Here is a 17,693-nt window from a genome sequence, read left to right on the forward strand (position 1 = left end):
CTGTCATCCCTTCGTCGTCACCGCGATCGGCAGCGATACCGTCAGCCGCCAGTCCTCGTCGTCCGGACCGGCAGCGACCGCGCCACGCAGTACGGCGACTCTTTCACGGATGCCGGCCAGTCCTCGGCCACCACCGGTGTGATTGGAGGCGCCGCTGACCGGATTGGTCACGGTCAGCCGGAGGCCGGACGGATCCAGCCGGATGTCGATCGCCACGGTGAGCTGGTCGTCCGGGTGCCCGGCGTGCCGGATCGCGTTGGTGAGTCCCTCTTGGAGGATCCGGTAGGCCTCGCGAGAGACCGCGGATGGTAGGCGGTCGAGGGCACCGAAGCGTTCGACCGTGACCGTGATGCCGCCGGCCCGTGTGGATTGAACCAGTCGGTCCAGGTCGTCGAGAGTCGCCTGCGGTGCGGTCGCGGAACCCGCGCGCCGGTCGTCGCGCAAGAGTCCGAGCACGTGGTCGAGATCGGCCAGCGCCGACCGCGCCGAGGTCTCGATCGCCTCTAAGGCGGTCTCGGCGAATTCCGGGTCGCTGGCCAGCACCCGGCGGGCGGCCGCCGCCTGGATCGTCACCAGGCTGAGTGCGTGACCGACGCTGTCGTGCAGTTCGCGGGCGAGACGGTTGCGTTCGGCAAGCGTCGCCGTACGGCGTTCGAGCAGTTCGATCCGCTCGGCTGCCGTCGGGCCGAGGATGCGTGGAGCCAGGTGGGCGAGCAGTGCGCCGACGGCGGACGAGACCAGGAACAGTGCGGCCAGGGCGGCCAGCACGACAAGCGGCATCCACAGGTCCGTCCAGGACCCGGTGACGTCGTACGAGATGCCTGGCGCGAAGTTGTGCCGACCTTGTGCGCGGAACGGGGCCGCGAGGAACACCGGTCCGGCCCCGAAGACGATAGTGCTGAGTATTCCGACCAGGCCGCCGGCCACCAGGTGCAGGGTCAGCCAGGCGGACGTACGGCGGCGCTGCGCCCAGGTCCGCGCCGGGCCGAGTGGTCGCTCGTCGAACTTCACGCCGAGCAGCGACGAGACCGCGATGCCTTCCACCTCGCGCACCGCGGGCAGGAGACCGATCGCGAGCGGTGGCGCAACGCCGAGCAGGATCAGGATCACGGCGCTGGCGGGACCGGGCAGGTTCAGGTCGTGCGTCAGTGCGCCGACCGCGCTGCCGACCAGCAGAACGGCCAGGACCAGGGCGGCGCCGATCAGTAGATAGATCCAGCGCAGGTACGTCGACGCCCGGCCGAGGGACCTGATTGCGTTGACCACTCCCACATGGTGTCAAACCGTGGGGGTCCGGGCCTCCCTCGCCGGAGTGACCGGGCTCAGTCGGCCGGGGGAGTGCCCGGAAAGTGCTCGGAATCACAAGAGGTTGAGGGTTTACGTAAATTTGATGCCGAAGTCCCGGATCGGCACCTCGGGGGCGTCGCGATCTGCTGTCCGGGCGGGTACGGTCTGTGGTCGGGGCGGGAGGAATGACCGGGAAGGGTCAGTCCGAGGGGAACGGCTCCAGGACGGGTGGCACCAGCGGGACCTGCGGGGAGCACAGTGCGCAACGGGCAGGTAAAGTCACTGTGAAGTCGCCGTGGGCCGATTGACCACCCTTTCATATTTGATGTTTGATCAAATATCGGATGAGAGAGGTCGATATGAGGTTGAGGCGTTCCGTCGTCGCACTGACGGCGGTCCTGGGGCTCGCCCTGGTCAGCGCGTGTAACAGCGGTGGGGACAAGACCGCGGACACGAGCTTGAAGAAGGTCAGCTATCTGACCTCGTTCGGTCAGTTCGGTCGTGAGGCCTACGCGTACGTCGCGCTCGAGAAGAACTACTTCAAGGATGCCGGGTTCGACGTCAAGATCAGCCCCGGCAGCGGCACCGTCGACGTGATGAAGCAGGTGGCCGGGGGGCAGGCCGACTACGGCATCGGGGACTTCACCGCGATCGCGATCACCCTGGGCAAGCAGAAGCTGCCGGTGACCACGGTCGGGATGATCCAGCAGAAGTCGATGGCCGCGATCGTCTCCCTCGAGGGACTCGGCATCAAGACGCCCAAGGACCTGGAGAACAAGAACATCGGCGACCAGCCGGGATCGACCAACCAGGTCACGTTCCCGGTCTACGCCCAGCGCGTCGGCGTCAACGACAAGCTGGTCAACTTCGTCGGCGCGCCGCCGCCGACCCTGCCGCAGCTGCTCTCGTCGGGCAAGGTGCAGGGCATCGGCCAGTTCGTGGTCGGCGTCCCGCTGGTCGAGAAGGCCGACGACAAGCACCGCAAGGCCGTCGTGCTGCCGTACGGCGACCAGCTGCCGGAGCTGTACGGGAACGCGATCCTGACCCGGACCGACCTGGCCAAGGAGAACCCGGACCAGGTGAAGAAGTTCACCGGCGCCCTGCTCAAGGGACTGGACGACGCCATCAAGGACCCGGCCGGGGCCGCGCAGATCCTGAAGAAGTACGTGCCGACCACCGATGTCACGGTGGCGACCGAGGAACTGAAGCTGATGACGCCGTACTCGCAGCCGAGCAAGGACGTCCAGCTCGGTGCGGTGGATCCCGAACGGGTGCAGAAGGTCCTCGACATCCTGAGCAACGCCAAGGCGATCCAGCCGGCCGGCGCGGTCAAGCCGTCCGACGTGGTGACGGTCGACCTGGCTCCGAAGGGCTAGTCACGGATGATCCGGCTGGACGGTGTAGGGCAGGTCTTCGACGGACGCGAGGGCCCGATCACGGCCCTCGAGAAGATCGACCTGCACGTCCGCGCCGGTGAGTTCGTCACGCTGATCGGCCGGTCCGGGTGTGGCAAGTCCACCCTGCTCCGGCTGATCGCGGGACTGCTGTCTCCGACCTCCGGCACGGTTCAGGTGGCGGGTAAGCCCGTCACCGGACCGAGCCCGGATGTCGCCTTCATGTTCCAGCGCCCCGCGCTGCTGGCCTGGCGGTCGGTGCTGTCCAATGTGCTGCTGCCGGTGGAACTGGACCGAACGATCCGCGACCGTACGGCGTACAAGAACCGCGCGCATGAGCTGCTCGAGCTGGTCGGGTTACAAGGCTTCGAGCGGCGGTTACCGCACGAGCTGTCCGGCGGCATGCAGCAGCGGGTGTCGCTGTGCCGGTCGCTGATCCGCGATCCGCAGGTGATGCTGATGGACGAGCCGTTCTCCGCGCTCGACGCACTCACCCGGACCGAGCTGTCCGAAGAGCTGCAGCGGATCAAGATGGAGCTGTCGACCACGATCGTGTTCGTCACGCACTCGATCGAGGAAGCCGTCGTACTGGCCGATCGGGCTGTGGTGCTGTCGCCGCGGCCGGGCCGGATGCGTGACGTCGTCGAGATCGGGATTCCGCGCCCGCGCAGTCTCGGTCAGAACGGGCACGCGGAAGACGTGGCCCGGATCAGTGCCCGGTTGCACGCGTTGCTCGCGGACAAGACCCCGCCGATCGCCGAGCGGCTGGTCGACGAGGTGTGGCCGCGATGACGAGACGTTCCTGGTGGACCGACTCGCCCGCTTCCGCCGTCCTGCTGCCGATCGCCGGCCTGGTCGCGGCGATCGGGTTGTGGTGGCTGGCCACGGTCGTCTTCACGATCCCGACGTACCTGGTGCCTAGTCCGCCCGATGTGCTGGCCCGGTTCGTCAAGGACCCGGTGATGCTGATGAGCGCCACCTGGACCTCGCTGCTGGAGACGATCGAGGGGTTCGCGCTCGCGATCGTGACCGGTATCCCGATCGCCCTGCTGATCGTCCGGTCGGCGATTCTCGAGCGGCTCGTCTATCCGTTGCTGCTGATGGTGAACGCGATCCCGAAGCTCGCGATCGCGCCGTTGCTGGTGGTGTGGATGGGGTTCGGGCAGGCGCCGAAGGTCCTGATGGTGCTGCTGATGTGTTTCTTCCCGATCGTGATCTCGACCGCGCAGGGGATGAAGTCGACCCCGGCCGAGCTGGTCGAGCTGCTCCGGTCGCTGAACGCGAGCCGGGCCCAGGAGTTCTTCAAGCTCCGGATCTGGCACGCGATGCCGCAGATCTTCACCGGGCTCAAGGTCGCGATCTCGCTGGCCGTGATCGGTTCGGTGATCGGTGAGTTCGTCGGCTCGACCGCGGGGCTGGGCTATCTGATCCAGCAGTCCGGTGCGGCCGCGGACACCGCGCTGGCGTTCGCCTCGATCACCCTGCTCAGCATCATGAGCATCGTCTTGTTCTACGGGCTGGTACTGCTCGAGCATCTGCTCCTGCCGTGGGCGCAGGAACGCCGGTGACGACCCAGGCTTCCGACGCCGACCGCCGGGTGCTGGTCAGGCCGTCGTGGCTGGAGGCAACAGTCTCGGCCGTCTTCAGTGCGGTCGGTTTCGAGCCGGACGACGCCGCGTCGATCGCGATCGCGCTGGTCGAGGCCGACCTGCGCGGGGTCAGCTCGCACGGCGTCATGCTGGTCCCGATGTACGTCGATCGCCTGAACGCCGGCGGGGTTACCCGGGAGCGCGAGCTCGACGTGGTGTCCGATGCCGGTGCGGCGCTGGTCGTGGATGCGCGCGGTGGGATGGGTCAGCTGTCCAGCCCGCAGGCGATGGGGCAGGCGATCGAGCGCGCCGGGCGGTACGGCATCGGTCTGGTGTCGGTCCGGAACGCGCATCACTTCGGCGCGGCCAGTCGGTGGGCCATGCAGGCCGCGCAGGCCGGGTGTATCGGTATCGCGATGTCGAACACGACACCGTTGATGCCGGCGCCGGGTGGGGCCGAGCGGCTGGTCGGCAACAACCCGCTGGCGATCGCCGTACCGACTGCTTCTGGTGCTGAGATCGTGCTGGACATGGCGTTGTCGGCTGTTGCCCTGGGCAAGATTCGGCTGGCGGCCTCGGCCGGGCGGCCGATCCCGGACACCTGGGCCACCGATCCGTCCGGTACGCCGACGACGGATCCGGAGGAGGCCGTGCTCGGCATGCTGCTGCCGGCTGCCGGCCACAAGGGCTTCGGGCTGGCGCTGATGATCGACGTACTGACCGGGGTGCTGAGCGGTGGCGGCTGGGGCGATCAGGTGCGCCCGCTGTATCGCGAGCCGGACCGGCCGAACGACTGTGCGCATCTGTTTCTTGCGATCGATCCGGAGCTGCTCGGCGGCGCCGAGAACTTCCGCCGCCGCTCGTCCGGGCTCGCCGCCCGGGTCCGCGGCAGCGCGACCGCGCCGGGGGTCGAGCGGCTCTACCTGCCGGGCGAGATCGAGGCGGAGCGCGCGGCGCACCAGCGACGTAACGGCGTACTGATCGAGAGGTCGGGACTGGACGGACTTTTGGCGGCCGCTCGCGCGGTCGGCGCCGTCATCCCGGCCGGAGGGGTGCTCAACTGATGGCGAAGATGCAGATCTCGACAACCGAACTGCACAGCCCGAACGGCGTGTTCTCGCAGGCGACCACGGTCGCGGCGAGCGGACGGATGGTGTTCGTCTCCGGGATGACCGCGCGGCGTCCGGACGGCAGCATCGCCGGCGTCGGCGACATCCGCGAGCAGACGCGGCAGGTGTGCGAGAACGTCTCCACCGCGGTCCGCGCGGCCGGCGGGACCCTGGCGGACGTGTGCCGGGTGGATGTGTACGTGCGCAACATGGAGGACTTCGCGAAGATCCACGAGGTCCGCGCGCAGTACTTCAGCGAACCGCTGCCGGCCTCGACGATGGTCGAGGTCAGCAAGCTGGCGCATCCGGATTATCTGATCGAGATCAGTGCGATCGCTGTGATCGCTCCATCTGGAGGTGATTCCATGCGCGGAGTTGAGTGGACCTGAGATGCGGTACGTGATGGTTTCGTACGACGGGGTGGAACGGCCCGGCGTACTCGAGGGAGACTCGGTTCTGTTGCTGGTGGCAACAGATTTGATCGAGGTGATTGCTTCGGGCGCCGAGTTCTCGGGCGAGCGGATCCCTTATGCTGCAGGCATTTTGCGGCCTCCGTTGCGGCGGTTCCGGCGGGACATCCTGTGTACGGGGTGGAACTACTGGGACCACTTCGAGGAGAGCAAGGGCAAGCGCGAGGGCCAGGACGTCGAGCGGCCGTTGCATCCGACGTTCTTCACCAAGGGACCGGATGTGGTGATCGGCCCGTACGACGACATCGCGTGGGACCCGGCGATCTCGTCGAAATGGGACTACGAGGCCGAGGTGGCGCTGGTGATCGGCAAGACCGGCCGGAACATCTCGGTCGCCGACGCACGGTCCTACGTGTGGGGCTACACGCTGGCCAACGATGTGTCGCAGCGGGATCTGCAGCGCGCCCATGGTGGTCAATGGCTGAAGGGCAAGAGCATCGACAACACCATGCCGCTCGGGCCGTGGATCGTGACGGCCGATGAGTTGGTAGACCCGCAGGACATCCAGTTGCAGTGCCTGGTGAACGGTGAGGTGCGGCAGGACGCATCGACGCGGCAGATGGCGTTCGACGTGGCGACGCTGATCAGTGAGCTGTCGTTCGGGATGACGTTGCGGCCGGGCGACCTGCTGCTGACCGGGACGCCGGCCGGGATCGGCAACGCCCGGGACCCGCAGGTGTTCTTGCAGGACGGCGATGTAGTGGTCACTCGCGCCGACAAGCTCGGTGAACTTCGGAATCGGGTGGTGCGCGTATGAATGGACCTTTGGAGCTGTTGTCTGGTGGCGGTCGGGGTGGGCGCCGGACGCTGGCTGAGCATGCGGCCGCTGAGCTGCACCAGCTGATCCTGTCCGGTGAGCTGCCCAGCGGTACGCCGTTGCGGCTCGTGGAGCTAGCCAACCGGCTCGAGATGAGCCAGATGCCGGTCCGGGAGGGACTGCGGCGGCTGGAGGCGCTCGGACTGGTCGAGATCATCCCGCACCGCGGTGCCTGGGTGCGTGACCTGTCTCTGGAGGACCTGCGGGACACGCACGAGACGCGGCTGGCGCTGGAGTCGCTGGCTGTCCGTGCGGCGGCGGAGCGGTTCACCGAGGCCGACGCTGAGAAGGCGGCGGCTGCGCTGGCCGATCACCTGCGGCTGTCGCAGGCCCAGGACCTCGCTGGTGCTCGGGACGCGCATGCGGAGTTCCACTTCGCCATCTACCGGGCCAGCGGGTCGCAGTGGTTGCCGCGAGCCATCGAGCCGGTCTGGCAGAACTCTGAGCGCTACCGGTTCGGTAGTCGGCTCACCGCGGCGATGATCGAGCAGAACCGGCGCGAGCACCAGGCGATCCTCGATGCCTGCGCTGCGCGGGACGTAGCTGGTGCTGAGGCGGCCCTGCACGATCACCTGGCTGGTGCGTTCCAGCGGATCACCGACACCATGACCAGGCGGACCGAGTCTGCTCAGGAGCCCTCGTGAGAGCGAGCTTCGACGCGACGGGAGCCGTGGTGGTGATCACCGGTGGCGCTCAGGGCATCGGTGCGGCGCTGGCGGCAGCGATCACGTCGTACGGCGGGACTGCTGTGGTGTTCGATGTGGTTCCGCCGGCTGATCCGGCTGTCGGGTTTGTGCGGGTGGACGTGGCAGACCGCGCGGCTGTGGATCGTGCGGTCGCTGGAGTGGTCGCGCAGTACGGGCGGATCGACGGTCTGGTCGCCGGTGCGGCCGTGCAGCCGCGTTCCGCCGTACTGGACCTGGATCCGGCGGAGTGGACGCGCACGCTGCAGGTGAACCTGGACGGTGTCGTGTGGGTGTGTCAGGCCGTCGTACCGCAGATGGTGGCGCAGCGGTCCGGTTCGGTCGTGGTGTTCACCTCGGGGATGGCGTCGACCGGGTATCCGGGCGCGGCGGCGTACGCGACGAGCAAGGCCGGGCTGGTCGCCTTTGCGAAGACACTGGCGGCCGAAGTGGCTGCGGACCGGGTGCGGGTGAACGTGGTGGCGCCGGGGGTGATCGACACCGAGCAGTTCCGCAGTGCGAACCAGGGTGTGGACCGGGACCACTGGCGGGAGACGATAGGGATCGGCGACCCCGAGGACGTGGTCGGCCCGTTGCTGTTCCTGCTGTCCGATGCGGCCACGATGACCGGGTCGACGCTGACCCGCGAGCGTGCCTTCTCGAGGGGTGACTCTTGACTGCTGACCAGCTGCCCGTTGTCGTCGTCGGTGCCGGACCGATCGGTCTGACCACCGCACTCGGTCTCGCGCATTACGGCGTACCGTTCCTGCTCCTGGAGGAGGACGCGACGCTGTCGTCCGACACCAAGGCCGGTACGACGCTGAGCCGGACCCTGGAGATCTGGAACCGGTACGGCGCGGTCGAGGAGATCCTGAACGCGGCTGTCCGGATCGACGAGATCGGTGACATCGACCGGGCCACCAACACGCCGCGGGCGTCGGTGCGGCTGGCCGAGCTGATGAACGACACGCAGTTCCCGTTCGTGATCAACCTGCCGCAGCAGCGGATGGAGCCGATCCTCGCGGCCGCGCTGGAGCGCGCTGGGCACAGTGTCCGGCTACAGCACCGCGTGACGTCGTTCGAGGTGCTGGACGATCGCGTCGTGCTGCAGGTGGAGACACCGGACGGTCCGCAGACGCTGGAGGCCGCGCAACTGCTGGCATGCGACGGTGGCCGGAGCAAGATCCGTGATGCGCTCGGTGTGCCGGTGGTGGGCGAGACGCTGCCCGAGCGGTACATGCTGATCGACGTTGCGGTGGACCTGGACGTCGACAACGCCCGCGACTACCCGTACCTCGCGTACTTCGCGGACCGGACCGAGTGGATGGTGCTGATCCGCCAGCCGGACAACTGGCGGTTCCTGTTCCCGCTCGCGCCGGGGGCGGAGACACCGGGTGACGAAGACCTGCTGGTGAAGGTGAAGCAGTTCATCGGTGAAGTCGACCGGATCGAGCTGCTCGGCACGGTCATCTACAACGTGCACCATCGGGTCGCCGACAAGTGGACGGTCGATCGCAAGGTGTTCCTGATGGGTGATGCCGCGCACCTGATCACTCCGATGTGGGCGCTCGGTCTGAACACCGGTGCGCTCGATGCGTCCAACCTGCCCTGGCGGTTGGCCTGGGTGCTGCGTGGCTGGGCGGACCCGTCGTTGCTGGACGGCTACGAGCAGGAGCAGCGGCCGGTCGCGGTCAACGGGTCCGGCGAGATGGCCGAGGCGGCCCGGAAGTACATGTCCCACCAGCTCGGCGCGGTGACCGCTGACACGAGCGACTGGGCGACGGCGTACACGAGGACTTTGCTCAGTGTGCGATTGGACGTGGACGGTGTGGGGGACTGGTCGATGGTGGCCACGACCGCCGAGCCGCCCGCCGTCCGGGCTGGTGACCGTGCGCCTGACTTGGCCCTGCAGGGGCCGGCCGGGCGGGTGACTGTGCACGACCTGGTGCGGGACTCGTTCGTCGCGCTGTACTTCACGGACGTGCGTCGGCGGCCGGACATCCCGGTCAACGACTCACCCGCGCTGCAGCACTACGCGGTGTCTCGCTGGGACGCGCCGCACGACTCGGGGCTGCGGGACCGGTCGCTGTTCGATCCGGGAAGCGTTGTGACGAACAGGTACGGCGTACCGGCGGACAGCGTCGTACTGCTGCGGCCGGACGGGCATGTGGCCGCTGTAGCGCCGCTGCGGCCTGGTGTGGCTGCCGAGCTCTACACCCGGGTGACCGGTCGGCCTGTGCCTCGGGAGGAGGGCTGATGACCTTCGACGAGCCGCTGCGTGAGCTATTGCTGCAGACCGAGGACCTCGACTGGGTCGAGAAGTCTCTGTGCGGGCTGTCGCACAAGATGCTCTGGCGTGACCCGGAGACCGAGGCGTCGATCGCGTTGGTGCGTTTCGAGAAGGGCTCGGGGATCCCGTCCGAGCACAAGCATGCGTCGAACCAGTTCATGTTCTGCCTGAGCGGGCGGTACGTGTATGTGCCGACCGGTGTGACGCTGACCAAGGGCAGCTTCTACTGGAACCCCAGGGGTTCTGTGCACGGGCCGACGATGGCTGAAGAGACCTCGGTGTTGCTGGAGGTGTACGACGGCCCGCACTATCCGGAGCGGCCTTCGTTCTACGACAACGACGAGGATGCGCGCTGACATGGCGGGCTGGGACGTTCACACGCACCTGATTCCGCCGACTGTGCTCACGGCGGCGTACCGGGGTGAGTTCGGGCTGGCCGTCGACAGCGGCTCGCTGGTGGTCGACGGTCACCGGCTGCCGCTCAAACGACTCGCAGACCCGGCCGCACTGCTGCAGTGGATCGCGGACCAGGAGCTAGCGGGCGCAGTGGTCTCAGTACCGCCGGCTCTGTTCAGATACGACGCAGGTGTCGAGTGGGCCGAGCTTTTGAACCAGGGGCTGCGTGAGCTCGCCACACCGCAGCTGCGGGTGCTTGGTCACCTGCCGCTGCTCGATCCGGCGGCTCCTGCTGTGGCTGCCGCCCTTGCTCGCGAGGGCGTGTTCAGCGGGTTCGCACTTGGTACGCCGGACTACGCGGGGCTGGATGCGGTCTGGAAGGTGCTGAACGAGCTGGAAGCCTTCACGCTGATTCATCCAGGACACAGTGACGACAAGCGGCTCCACTCGTTCTACTTGTCGAACCTGTTGGGGAATCCGTACGAGACCGGGCTGGCCGCGGCGTCACTGGTCTTCGCGGATGTGCCGGGCCGGTTCCCGGGGATCCGGTTCTGTTTGTGTCATGGGGGAGGGGTGACCGCGGCGGTGGCTGGACGGTGGCAGCGCGGGGTGGAGACCGGCCGGCCGGGGATCGACGAGCTCTCGATGCCGGTGGCGGAGGCGGTTCGCAGCTTCTACGTCGACGACCTGGTGCATGACGAGGCCATGCTGCAGTTGCTCGTGAAGACCTTCGGTGCCGCTCATGTGCTGGCCGGGAGCGACTGGCCGTTCCCGATGGGCAGCGATGCGGTGGTGGGCGAGCGTGCGGCGACAGCTGGGGAGCTGACCGTGCCGCTGGCCAAGGAGGTCTCCGCCCCGTGAGGTGGCGGTTTCCGTCGGATGTTGTCGTGATCAGATATCAAATGGGGGACAGATGAGGTCACAAGCGGGGACCGTGCTGCGGAGTCACGGGCCCGGACCGGAGCTGGCGGTCGAGGCGATCGAGCTGACCGCCGGGCCGGGGGAGACGCTGGTCGAGATGCAGCTCGCTGCGGTGACATCGCAGGATCGGGCGGTGCTCGGCGGCAACCAGCCGGATGCGCCATTTACTCCGGGTTCCGAGGGGTTCGGAGTGGTGGTCAGTTCGGCGGTCGCCGAGGCTGGCGCCGGTGTGGTGCTGCGTGGTGAAGGCATCGGCGTGACCAGATCTGGGCTGTGGGGCCGGTACGCCGTTGTGCCCGACGCTGCTGTGCATCCGGTGCCGGCGTCCATGGAGCCCGCGACCGCCCTGACGTTGCTGACACCAGCGTTGACGGCGCACACCGCCGTACGGCGAGTTGGTCAGGTGCTCGCTGGTGAGACGGTCGTCGTCACCGGTATCACCGGACTGGTCGCGCGACTGTGCGCAGCGGTCGCCCGGTCGGCAGGTGCGGCGCGAGTGATCGGACTGGCCGGAGTGTCCGAGTCGGTGGGGCTGGTTGGTGATCTGGTCGACCAGATCGTGCGTGTGGACGAACTGGGTCAGGTTGGTCGCGACCTGCCGTGGTGTGACCTTGCGATCGACACTCTGGGCGGTCCGGTGACCAGTGGGGTGCTCGGACACATCACACCGGGCGGGCGAATCGCCCTACTGGGTTACAAGACTGGTGAGTTCACAACACTCGACCTGCATCAGCTGATCGGTCGTGACCTGCGAGTGCTGCCGGTCAACGTGCAGCGGACGACACTCGAGCCCGGTGCGGTCGGACAGGCCCTGGCGGACATCGCACCGGCGCGGCTGCGGTCGGAAGTCGAGCTGTTGCCGGCCAGCCGGATCAGTGACGTTCTGGACCGATCCGCTTCCGGTGAACGGTTTTTGCTGGATCTGACCGCGCTCGGCTGAAGCCGGAGCTGAGCAATCTGTCGGCGAAGGCGCGGTGACGGCCCGGCCTGCCGTACGGTTACCTCCCAGAGCTGTTCTGTGTGGAGGAGAGAGGCAGCCCGCACCCAATGACCCGACGACTCGAGCTCACGCCTGGGGGACCGACCGGCCGTCGTACTCTCGCCGAGGAAGCAGCCGCCGAACTGCACGAGCTCATCCTGTCCGGTGAACTGCCCAGCGGTACGGCGCTCCGGCTCGAGGAGCTCGCCAAACGGCTGGACATGAGCCAGATGCCGATCCGTGAGGGACTGCGCCGGATGGCCGCGCTCGGACTGGTCGAGATCGTGCCCCACAAGGGCGCCTGGGTCCGCGAGCTGTCGGTCGAAGACCTCCGCGACACCCACCAGACCCGCCTGTCGCTGGAGTCCCTCGCCGTCCGCGCCGCCGCCACCCGCTTCACCGACGCCGACGCGGCCGCCGCCCGCACCGCGCTGGCCGAGCACGTCCGCCTCTCCAAACTCGGCGACAACATCGCCTCCCGCCAGGCGCACACCGAGTTCCACTTCGCGATCTACCGCGCCGGCGGCTCCCGCTGGCTGCCGCGCGCCATCGAGCCCGTCTGGCAGAACAGCGAGCGCTACCGCTTCGGCTCCCGCCAGACCAAGGCCCGCATCGAGCAGACCCGCCGCGAACACCAGGCCATCCTCGACGCCTGCATGGCCCACGACGAGCCCGGCGCCGAGACCGCCCTCCGCGACCACCTCGAAGGCGCGATGAAGCGCATCACCGAAACCATGGAACGCCGTACCCGAACCTGAATCCTCAGGCGCCAGGGCAGAGCACTTCGAAGCGGTCGTACTGCCAGCCGGTGGCGTCGAAGACCGCACGGAGCAGCAGCCCGTCGCTGCGACTGTTGTGGGTGCGCACCAGCTCGGCGAGTGGCCCGGTGCCGAGCCGGTCGTAGTACTGGTCGAGCGCCTGTCGCCTGCTGTCCTCCGAGGCGCCCTCGACCAGCTCCAGCTCGGTGCCCTCGGGACAACCGACGACTCTGCCTGAGCCGATCTGCGCGTCGGGGAGGAGCTGCTTTAGGAGGTCCTGGCCGGCTCGGACATCCTGTGCGCGGAGACGGGCGCCCAAGGTGCGACGGGGCTCCTGCCGGACGGCCAGCTGAACTGCTCGCGAGACGGCGATGTGGTCCGGGTGACCGGTCAGACCGTCGCTGCCCACCGTGAGGACCAGGTCAGGCGTTCGTCCGCGGATGGCCTTGACCACCTCCGCTGCGATCGCACTCGGGTCGGCCGCCGCCACAGTTCGCGGTCCGCCCTGGCCGCCGTCGTCGATCCAGCGGTCGGAGCCGCCGAGCCAGTCCCACTCGTGGATCCCCAGCAGCTCGCAGGAGCCGGGGAGCCGGTTGGCCGCCGTACCGACTCCGGCGGTGGCGACGCGGAGCGCGACCTGCCAGCCCTCGGAGCTGAGGACACTGGTGGCAGCGCCGGTGGCGAAGACCTCGTCGTCCGGATGGGCGTGAATCACCAGCGCTGTCGGCATCGGCAGTTGGTCTCAGGCGGTCTCGGGCGGTCTCAGTCGGCGAGGTGAGCGGGGAAGCCGCCGGTGGCCAGCGGGCTCCAGCGGGTGGGCGTGATGCGGATGAGGCACTTGCCCTGGGCACGCATGGCCTCGCGGTACTCGTCCCAGTCGGGGTGCTCGCCGGAGATGGAGCGGTAGTAGTCCACGAGCGGCTCCACCGCGTCCGGCAGCTGGATGACCTCGCCCTCGCCGTCCACCTGCACCCACGCGCCGTTCCACTCATCAGAGAGCACCACAACACTGGTCTGCGGGTTCCGCTCGACGTTGGTGCTCTTGGCGCGCTCCGGGTACGACGAGATGACGATCCGCCCCTGCTCGTCGACACCACCCGACACCGGCGAGGCCTGCGGCGTACCGTTCGCGCGGGTCGTGATCAGCAGCATGTGATGACGCGGCCGCACAAACTCCAGCAACCCCTCGAGATCAACCTTGGTATTAGTAGCAATCGTCTTCGCCATGCCACCACCCTAGGTCCCGCCCCCGCCGCACTTTGAGCACCCACCAACCATTTTCGGCGCGCGGAAGTGACTGAGCCGTGCTCAAGGCCGCGGCCGGGTTGCACCTTGAGCATCCATCAACCACTTTTGGCGCGCGGAAATGACTGAACCGTGCTCAAAGGTCAGAGGTCTTCGTCGCAGGGGATCAGCTGTTCGAGTTGGTCGTCGGTGAGTTTGTTGATGCGGTCCTTGGCGCGCTGGGCCTGTGGGGTGGTGGGGATCTTGCCGGCCAGGAGCATGGGCAGGACGATCTCGTAGCCGGTGCGGGCGCGCGGGGTGTAGCGGTGGCGGGTGCGAGCGACGGCCGAGGACACCCGGAGTGCGTGCTCGTTGCGGGACATCGCGTCCGGGCGGTCGGTCTCCCGGGCGGCGAAGCGGAAGCCGTTCGCGAGGTCGCAGGCGGTGCATCCGAGTGGGCCGGCGCCTAGGCCGGAACCGCACTCGGTGCAGGTCAGCTGCTTGAGCGCACCGTCCACGACTCGCCAGCCGAACTCGGAGGTGTCCTGCAGGACGATCTGAGCGAGCTCCTGGGCTTCCGGCGTACCGGGTGTGACGCCGGAGTCGGCGCAGAGCGTGTTCCAGGCGGTGTCGATGCTGTCCTCGATCTCCTGCAGTGCGCTGCGGAAGCGGGGGTCGTTGATCCGCAGGTTGCCCATCAGAGGACGCCGAAGAAGGGGGCGGGGTCGATCAGCTGCTCCAGCTCGTCGTCGGTGAGCTGGTTGATCAGGTCTTTCGCCCGCTGAAACTGCGCGGTGGTGGGTAGCTTGCTTTCGAGCAGCCCGGGCAGCAGTAGCTCGTAGCTGGTGCGGGCGCGTGGGGTGTAGCGGGTGCGCGTGCGGGCGACCGCGGAGGAGACGCGGATGGTGTGCTCGTTGCCCACCTCCTGGGCGGCGAAGCGTAAGCCGTTCGCGAGGTCGCAGGCGGTGCATCCGAGGGGGCCGGTGCCCAGTCCGGAGCCGCACTCGGTGCAGGTCAGCTGCTTGAGCGCACCGTCCACGACTCGCCAGCCGAACTCGGAGGTGTCCTGCAGGACGATCTGAGCGAGCTCCTGGGCTTCCGGCGTACCGGGTGTGACGCCGGAGTCGGCGCAGAGCGTGTTCCAGGCGGTGTCGATGCTGTCCTCGATCTCCTGGAGCGCGCTGCGGAAGCGGGGATGATCGACGCGGAGCATGCCCGGACCCTAGCGCGGCCACTGGCTCACCCGGCCTTGAGCACGGTTCAGTCACTCTCGCCCCCGCGAACGTGGTTGACGGGCGCTCAAAGCGGGCCGCTCGTACGACGTTGAGCACCGCTCGACCATTTGCCGGGCGTCAAAGTGGTTGAGGGGTGCTCAAGGCGGCCGGATTGACACGATCGAACAGGTGTTCGAACATGGGGTCATGACGGGGATCACGGCGCTCGACGAGGCTCGTGCCTTCCTGTCCAAGACGCGGGTGGCGAAGGCGCGGGCGTCTGAGGCGAAGGTGCAGCAGGCGCTGGACACGGCGACGGTGGACCGCGGGCTGCCGACGTCGCCGGTGGTCTCCGAGTTGCTGGCGGGGGCGCCGCTGCGGGGTGGCGCGGTGTATTCGGTGCAGGGGTCGACCGCGTTGCTGATGGCGTTGATGGCAGGGCCGTCGGCAGAGGGGGCCTGGTGCGGGGTGGTCGGGCTGCCCTCGTTCGGTGCGGAGGCGGCGCGGGCGCTCGGGGTCGACCTCGAGCGGCTGGTGCTGGTGCCGGATCCCGGGAACGAATGGCTCAGCGTGGTGGCTGCGCTGGTTGATGCGCTGACGGTTGTGGTGGTTCGCCCGCCCGGGGAGGTGACGCCCGGGGAGGCGTCCCGGCTGGCGGCCCGCTTGCGGACCCGCGGTGCACTCCTGATCGCCTATGGCTCCTGGCCGGGCAGCGAGGCCCGGCTCGAGATCGAAAGCAACACCTGGACCGGCCTGGGCGACGGCGAAGGTCTCCTCACCGCCCGCCAAGCCACCGTCGCCGTAACCACCCGCCGAGCCGGCACCACCCCCCGCCGCCACAACCTCTGGCTCCCCGCCCCCGACGGCACCCTCCGCGTCCTCACGCCTCCGACTCTCACCACGGCCCCCACCTGGCAGGAAGAAGCAGTCGGGTGAGGCGGGTGATGGTGGTTTGGGTGCCGGATTGGCCTGTGGTGGTGGCGGCGGGGGTGGGGGAGGGGGCTGTTGCGGTGTTGGAGAAGGGGCGGGTGCTGGCTACTTCGGTGGCGGCTCGGCGGGAGGGGGTGCGGCGGGGGCAGCGGGCTCGGGAGGCGCAGGCTCGGTGTCCGGAGCTGGTAGTGGTGAAGTACGACCAGGTGACGGATGCGCGGGCGTTCGAGCCGGTGGTCGAGTGTTTGGAGGCGCTGACGCCGGGGGTGCAGGTGATCCGGCCGGGGATGTGTGCGGTGCGGGCGCGGGGGCCGGAGCGGTTCTACGGGAGTGAGTCGGCGGCTGCGGAGAAGTTGCTCGACCGGTTGGAGACGTTCGAGGTGCCGGGTGGCCGGATCGGGGTCGCGGACGGGCCGTTCGCGGCTGAGCAGGCGGCTCGGGCGAGTTCGGAGCGGAGTCGGGTGCTGGTGGTGCCGCCGGGCGATTCGCCGGGATTCCTCGCGCCGCTGAGCGTCGACGTACTGGAGCAGCCGACGCTCACCGGTCTGCTGCGGCGGCTCGGGTTGCGGTCGCTGGGGGCGTTCGCGCAGTTGTCTCCGACCGAGGTGCTGACCAGGTTCGGCCCGGACGGTGCTTTCGCGCATCAGCTCGCCCGCGGAGCGGACGACCGGCCGGTGGTGGCTCGGGAGGTGCCGCCGGAGCTCACCCGCAGTCTCGATTTCGAGCCGCCGGTGGACCGGGTCGACCAGGTGGCGTTCGCGGTCCGGTCGGTGGCCGACGAGCTGGTCGCCCGGCTGACCGAGCTGGGCGGGGTGTGTACGACCCTGCGCGTCGAGGTCGGCACGGAGTCCGGCCGGATCCACGAGCGGGAGTGGTTGCACCCGCGCTGGTTCACCGCCGCGGATGTGGTCGACCGGGTCCGCTGGCAACTCCAAGGCAGCGGTACGGCGACCAGTGGGCTGACGTCACCGGTCACCCGGATCCGGCTCATCCCGGAGCAGGTGGACCCGGTCGGTGCCCAGGCCGACGGCCTGTGGGGCGGCGGTCCGGACGAGCGGATCCACCGCGCGCTGTCCCGGGTCCAGAGCATGCTCGGTCACGGCGCTGTCGTGTCAGTGGTGGTCGGCGGTGGCCGCGGCTTCGCGGAGCGCCAGACCCAGGTCCCCTGGGGTGACCGCCCGGTCCCGGCCCACGCACCCGACCAGCCCTGGCCCGGCGCGATCACAGCGCTCGCCCCGACCACCGTCTTCCCCGACCCGCTCCCGGCCCAGGTCTACGGCGCCAACGGTGCTCAGGTCTCCGTCACCGCCCGCGGCGACCTCTCCGCCGCCCCCACCGCCTTCCGCCTCGCCCCCGGCCGTCGAGTTGCCGACAGCAACAAACTCCACCCGATCACCGCCTGGGCCGGCCCCTGGACCACCGACGAACGCTGGTGGGACCCCGCCGCCACCTCCCGCCAGGCCCGCTTCCAGTTCGTCACCGCCGACACCCGAGCCTGGCTCTTCAGCCTCCACCAGAACACCTGGCACCTCCAGGCCACCTACGACTGACTCTCGCCGTACGGAGTGTCACGGGCGCAGCATTGTGTTACTTTTATCTGGTCAGATAAATTTTGATCTGATTGGATAAGAC

At 68.6% G+C, this 17,693-nt stretch carries 20 protein-coding genes; 15 read left to right on the plus strand and 5 right to left on the minus strand.

Annotation, left to right across the window (positions count from 1 at the left end; all coding sequences use genetic code 11):
* Nucleotides 1–3 precede the first annotated feature (3 nt).
* Nucleotides 4–1,266, minus strand: a complete 1,263-nt coding sequence (locus tag OG474_RS36255) for a sensor histidine kinase (protein ID WP_405058153.1) — start codon at nucleotides 1,264–1,266, stop codon at nucleotides 4–6.
* Between the two features lie 380 nt (nucleotides 1,267–1,646).
* On the opposite strand from OG474_RS36255, the gene OG474_RS36260 reads away from it, so the two are divergent.
* The 13 genes from OG474_RS36260 (at nucleotide 1,647) to OG474_RS36320 (ending at nucleotide 12,693) form a co-directional block, all read left to right on the plus strand.
* On the plus strand, nucleotides 1,647–2,663 hold the full coding sequence (locus tag OG474_RS36260; protein ID WP_405058154.1) for an ABC transporter substrate-binding protein: 1,017 nt from the start codon (nucleotides 1,647–1,649) through the stop codon (nucleotides 2,661–2,663).
* A gap of 6 nt (nucleotides 2,664–2,669) precedes the next feature.
* Nucleotides 2,670–3,473: an ABC transporter ATP-binding protein gene (locus tag OG474_RS36265; protein WP_405058155.1), complete on the plus strand. Its 804-nt coding sequence runs from the start codon at nucleotides 2,670–2,672 to the stop codon at nucleotides 3,471–3,473.
* Nucleotides 3,470–4,249, plus strand: coding sequence for an ABC transporter permease (locus tag OG474_RS36270; RefSeq protein ID WP_405058156.1), 780 nt, complete (start codon nucleotides 3,470–3,472; stop codon nucleotides 4,247–4,249). Before OG474_RS36265 ends, OG474_RS36270 begins: the two co-directional genes overlap by 4 nt.
* On the plus strand, nucleotides 4,246–5,334 hold the full coding sequence (locus tag OG474_RS36275) for an Ldh family oxidoreductase (protein WP_405058157.1): 1,089 nt from the start codon (nucleotides 4,246–4,248) through the stop codon (nucleotides 5,332–5,334). The genes OG474_RS36270 and OG474_RS36275 overlap by 4 nt, the downstream gene beginning before the upstream one ends.
* A complete protein-coding gene (locus OG474_RS36280; RefSeq protein WP_405058158.1) occupies nucleotides 5,334–5,768 on the plus strand; it encodes a RidA family protein in 435 nt (144 codons plus the stop codon). Before OG474_RS36275 ends, OG474_RS36280 begins: the two co-directional genes overlap by 1 nt.
* Before the next feature lies 1 nt (nucleotide 5,769).
* Nucleotides 5,770–6,606 carry a fumarylacetoacetate hydrolase family protein gene (locus OG474_RS36285; protein ID WP_405058159.1) on the plus strand — a complete coding sequence of 279 codons (837 nt, stop codon included), beginning with the start codon at nucleotides 5,770–5,772 and terminating at the stop codon, nucleotides 6,604–6,606.
* Nucleotides 6,603–7,310, plus strand: a complete 708-nt coding sequence (locus OG474_RS36290) for a GntR family transcriptional regulator (protein WP_405058160.1) — start codon at nucleotides 6,603–6,605, stop codon at nucleotides 7,308–7,310. The genes OG474_RS36285 and OG474_RS36290 overlap by 4 nt, the downstream gene beginning before the upstream one ends.
* Nucleotides 7,307–8,026, plus strand: coding sequence for an SDR family oxidoreductase (locus OG474_RS36295; RefSeq protein WP_405058161.1), 720 nt, complete (start codon nucleotides 7,307–7,309; stop codon nucleotides 8,024–8,026). Before OG474_RS36290 ends, OG474_RS36295 begins: the two co-directional genes overlap by 4 nt.
* Nucleotides 8,023–9,606, plus strand: coding sequence for an FAD-dependent monooxygenase (locus OG474_RS36300; protein ID WP_405058162.1), 1,584 nt, complete (start codon nucleotides 8,023–8,025; stop codon nucleotides 9,604–9,606). The genes OG474_RS36295 and OG474_RS36300 overlap by 4 nt, the downstream gene beginning before the upstream one ends.
* Nucleotides 9,606–9,995: a cupin domain-containing protein gene (locus OG474_RS36305; protein ID WP_405058163.1), complete on the plus strand. Its 390-nt coding sequence runs from the start codon at nucleotides 9,606–9,608 to the stop codon at nucleotides 9,993–9,995. Before OG474_RS36300 ends, OG474_RS36305 begins: the two co-directional genes overlap by 1 nt.
* Entirely contained in the window at nucleotides 9,985–10,896 is a 912-nt protein-coding gene (locus OG474_RS36310) for an amidohydrolase family protein (protein WP_405058164.1), read from the plus strand. Before OG474_RS36305 ends, OG474_RS36310 begins: the two co-directional genes overlap by 11 nt.
* A gap of 52 nt (nucleotides 10,897–10,948) precedes the next feature.
* Nucleotides 10,949–11,896, plus strand: coding sequence for an alcohol dehydrogenase catalytic domain-containing protein (locus OG474_RS36315; RefSeq protein WP_405058165.1), 948 nt, complete (start codon nucleotides 10,949–10,951; stop codon nucleotides 11,894–11,896).
* A 107-nt stretch (nucleotides 11,897–12,003) separates the two neighbouring features.
* Nucleotides 12,004–12,693, plus strand: coding sequence for a GntR family transcriptional regulator (locus OG474_RS36320; protein ID WP_405058166.1), 690 nt, complete (start codon nucleotides 12,004–12,006; stop codon nucleotides 12,691–12,693).
* Between the two features lie 4 nt (nucleotides 12,694–12,697).
* Here OG474_RS36320 and OG474_RS36325 read toward each other — a convergent pair whose 3' ends face one another.
* The 4 genes from OG474_RS36325 to OG474_RS36340 all read right to left on the minus strand — a co-directional run bounded on the left by OG474_RS36325 (nucleotide 12,698) and on the right by OG474_RS36340 (nucleotide 15,130).
* Nucleotides 12,698–13,423 (minus strand): PIG-L deacetylase family protein, encoded by a 726-nt coding sequence (locus tag OG474_RS36325; protein WP_405058167.1) that lies wholly within the window; start codon nucleotides 13,421–13,423, stop codon nucleotides 12,698–12,700.
* 32 nt (nucleotides 13,424–13,455) lie between these two features.
* A complete protein-coding gene (locus OG474_RS36330; RefSeq protein ID WP_405058168.1) occupies nucleotides 13,456–13,920 on the minus strand; it encodes a PPOX class F420-dependent oxidoreductase in 465 nt (154 codons plus the stop codon).
* Between the two features lie 161 nt (nucleotides 13,921–14,081).
* On the minus strand, nucleotides 14,082–14,615 hold the full coding sequence (locus tag OG474_RS36335; protein ID WP_405058169.1) for a hypothetical protein: 534 nt from the start codon (nucleotides 14,613–14,615) through the stop codon (nucleotides 14,082–14,084).
* Nucleotides 14,615–15,130, minus strand: a complete 516-nt coding sequence (locus OG474_RS36340; RefSeq protein WP_405058170.1) for a hypothetical protein — start codon at nucleotides 15,128–15,130, stop codon at nucleotides 14,615–14,617. Before OG474_RS36340 ends, OG474_RS36335 begins: the two co-directional genes overlap by 1 nt.
* Nucleotides 15,131–15,338: 208 nt before the next feature.
* On the opposite strand from OG474_RS36340, the gene OG474_RS36345 reads away from it, so the two are divergent.
* Entirely contained in the window at nucleotides 15,339–16,067 is a 729-nt protein-coding gene (locus OG474_RS36345; RefSeq protein ID WP_405058171.1) for a hypothetical protein, read from the plus strand.
* A gap of 20 nt (nucleotides 16,068–16,087) precedes the next feature.
* Nucleotides 16,088–17,611, plus strand: a complete 1,524-nt coding sequence (locus tag OG474_RS36350) for a DNA polymerase Y family protein (RefSeq protein WP_405058172.1) — start codon at nucleotides 16,088–16,090, stop codon at nucleotides 17,609–17,611.
* Nucleotides 17,612–17,693 lie beyond the last annotated feature (82 nt).

Source organism: Kribbella sp. NBC_01505 (assembly GCF_045040285.1).
GTDB lineage: Bacteria > Actinomycetota > Actinomycetes > Propionibacteriales > Kribbellaceae > Kribbella.

Coding starts and splice junctions, on each gene's coding strand:
- OG474_RS36260 (WP_405058154.1), top strand. CDS start 1,647: ATGAGGTTGAGGCGTTCCGTCGTCGCACTGACGGCGGTCCTGGGGCTC.
- OG474_RS36265 (WP_405058155.1), top strand. CDS start 2,670: ATGATCCGGCTGGACGGTGTAGGGCAGGTCTTCGACGGACGCGAGGGC.
- OG474_RS36270 (WP_405058156.1), top strand. CDS start 3,470: ATGACGAGACGTTCCTGGTGGACCGACTCGCCCGCTTCCGCCGTCCTG.
- OG474_RS36280 (WP_405058158.1), top strand. CDS start 5,334: ATGGCGAAGATGCAGATCTCGACAACCGAACTGCACAGCCCGAACGGC.
- OG474_RS36285 (WP_405058159.1), top strand. CDS start 5,770: ATGCGGTACGTGATGGTTTCGTACGACGGGGTGGAACGGCCCGGCGTA.
- OG474_RS36290 (WP_405058160.1), top strand. CDS start 6,603: ATGAATGGACCTTTGGAGCTGTTGTCTGGTGGCGGTCGGGGTGGGCGC.
- OG474_RS36305 (WP_405058163.1), top strand. CDS start 9,606: ATGACCTTCGACGAGCCGCTGCGTGAGCTATTGCTGCAGACCGAGGAC.
- OG474_RS36310 (WP_405058164.1), top strand. CDS start 9,985: ATGCGCGCTGACATGGCGGGCTGGGACGTTCACACGCACCTGATTCCG.
- OG474_RS36315 (WP_405058165.1), top strand. CDS start 10,949: ATGAGGTCACAAGCGGGGACCGTGCTGCGGAGTCACGGGCCCGGACCG.
- OG474_RS36320 (WP_405058166.1), top strand. CDS start 12,004: ATGACCCGACGACTCGAGCTCACGCCTGGGGGACCGACCGGCCGTCGT.
- OG474_RS36325 (WP_405058167.1), bottom strand. CDS start 13,423: ATGCCGACAGCGCTGGTGATTCACGCCCATCCGGACGACGAGGTCTTC.
- OG474_RS36330 (WP_405058168.1), bottom strand. CDS start 13,920: ATGGCGAAGACGATTGCTACTAATACCAAGGTTGATCTCGAGGGGTTG.
- OG474_RS36335 (WP_405058169.1), bottom strand. CDS start 14,615: ATGGGCAACCTGCGGATCAACGACCCCCGCTTCCGCAGCGCACTGCAG.
- OG474_RS36340 (WP_405058170.1), bottom strand. CDS start 15,130: ATGCTCCGCGTCGATCATCCCCGCTTCCGCAGCGCGCTCCAGGAGATC.
- OG474_RS36345 (WP_405058171.1), top strand. CDS start 15,339: ATGACGGGGATCACGGCGCTCGACGAGGCTCGTGCCTTCCTGTCCAAG.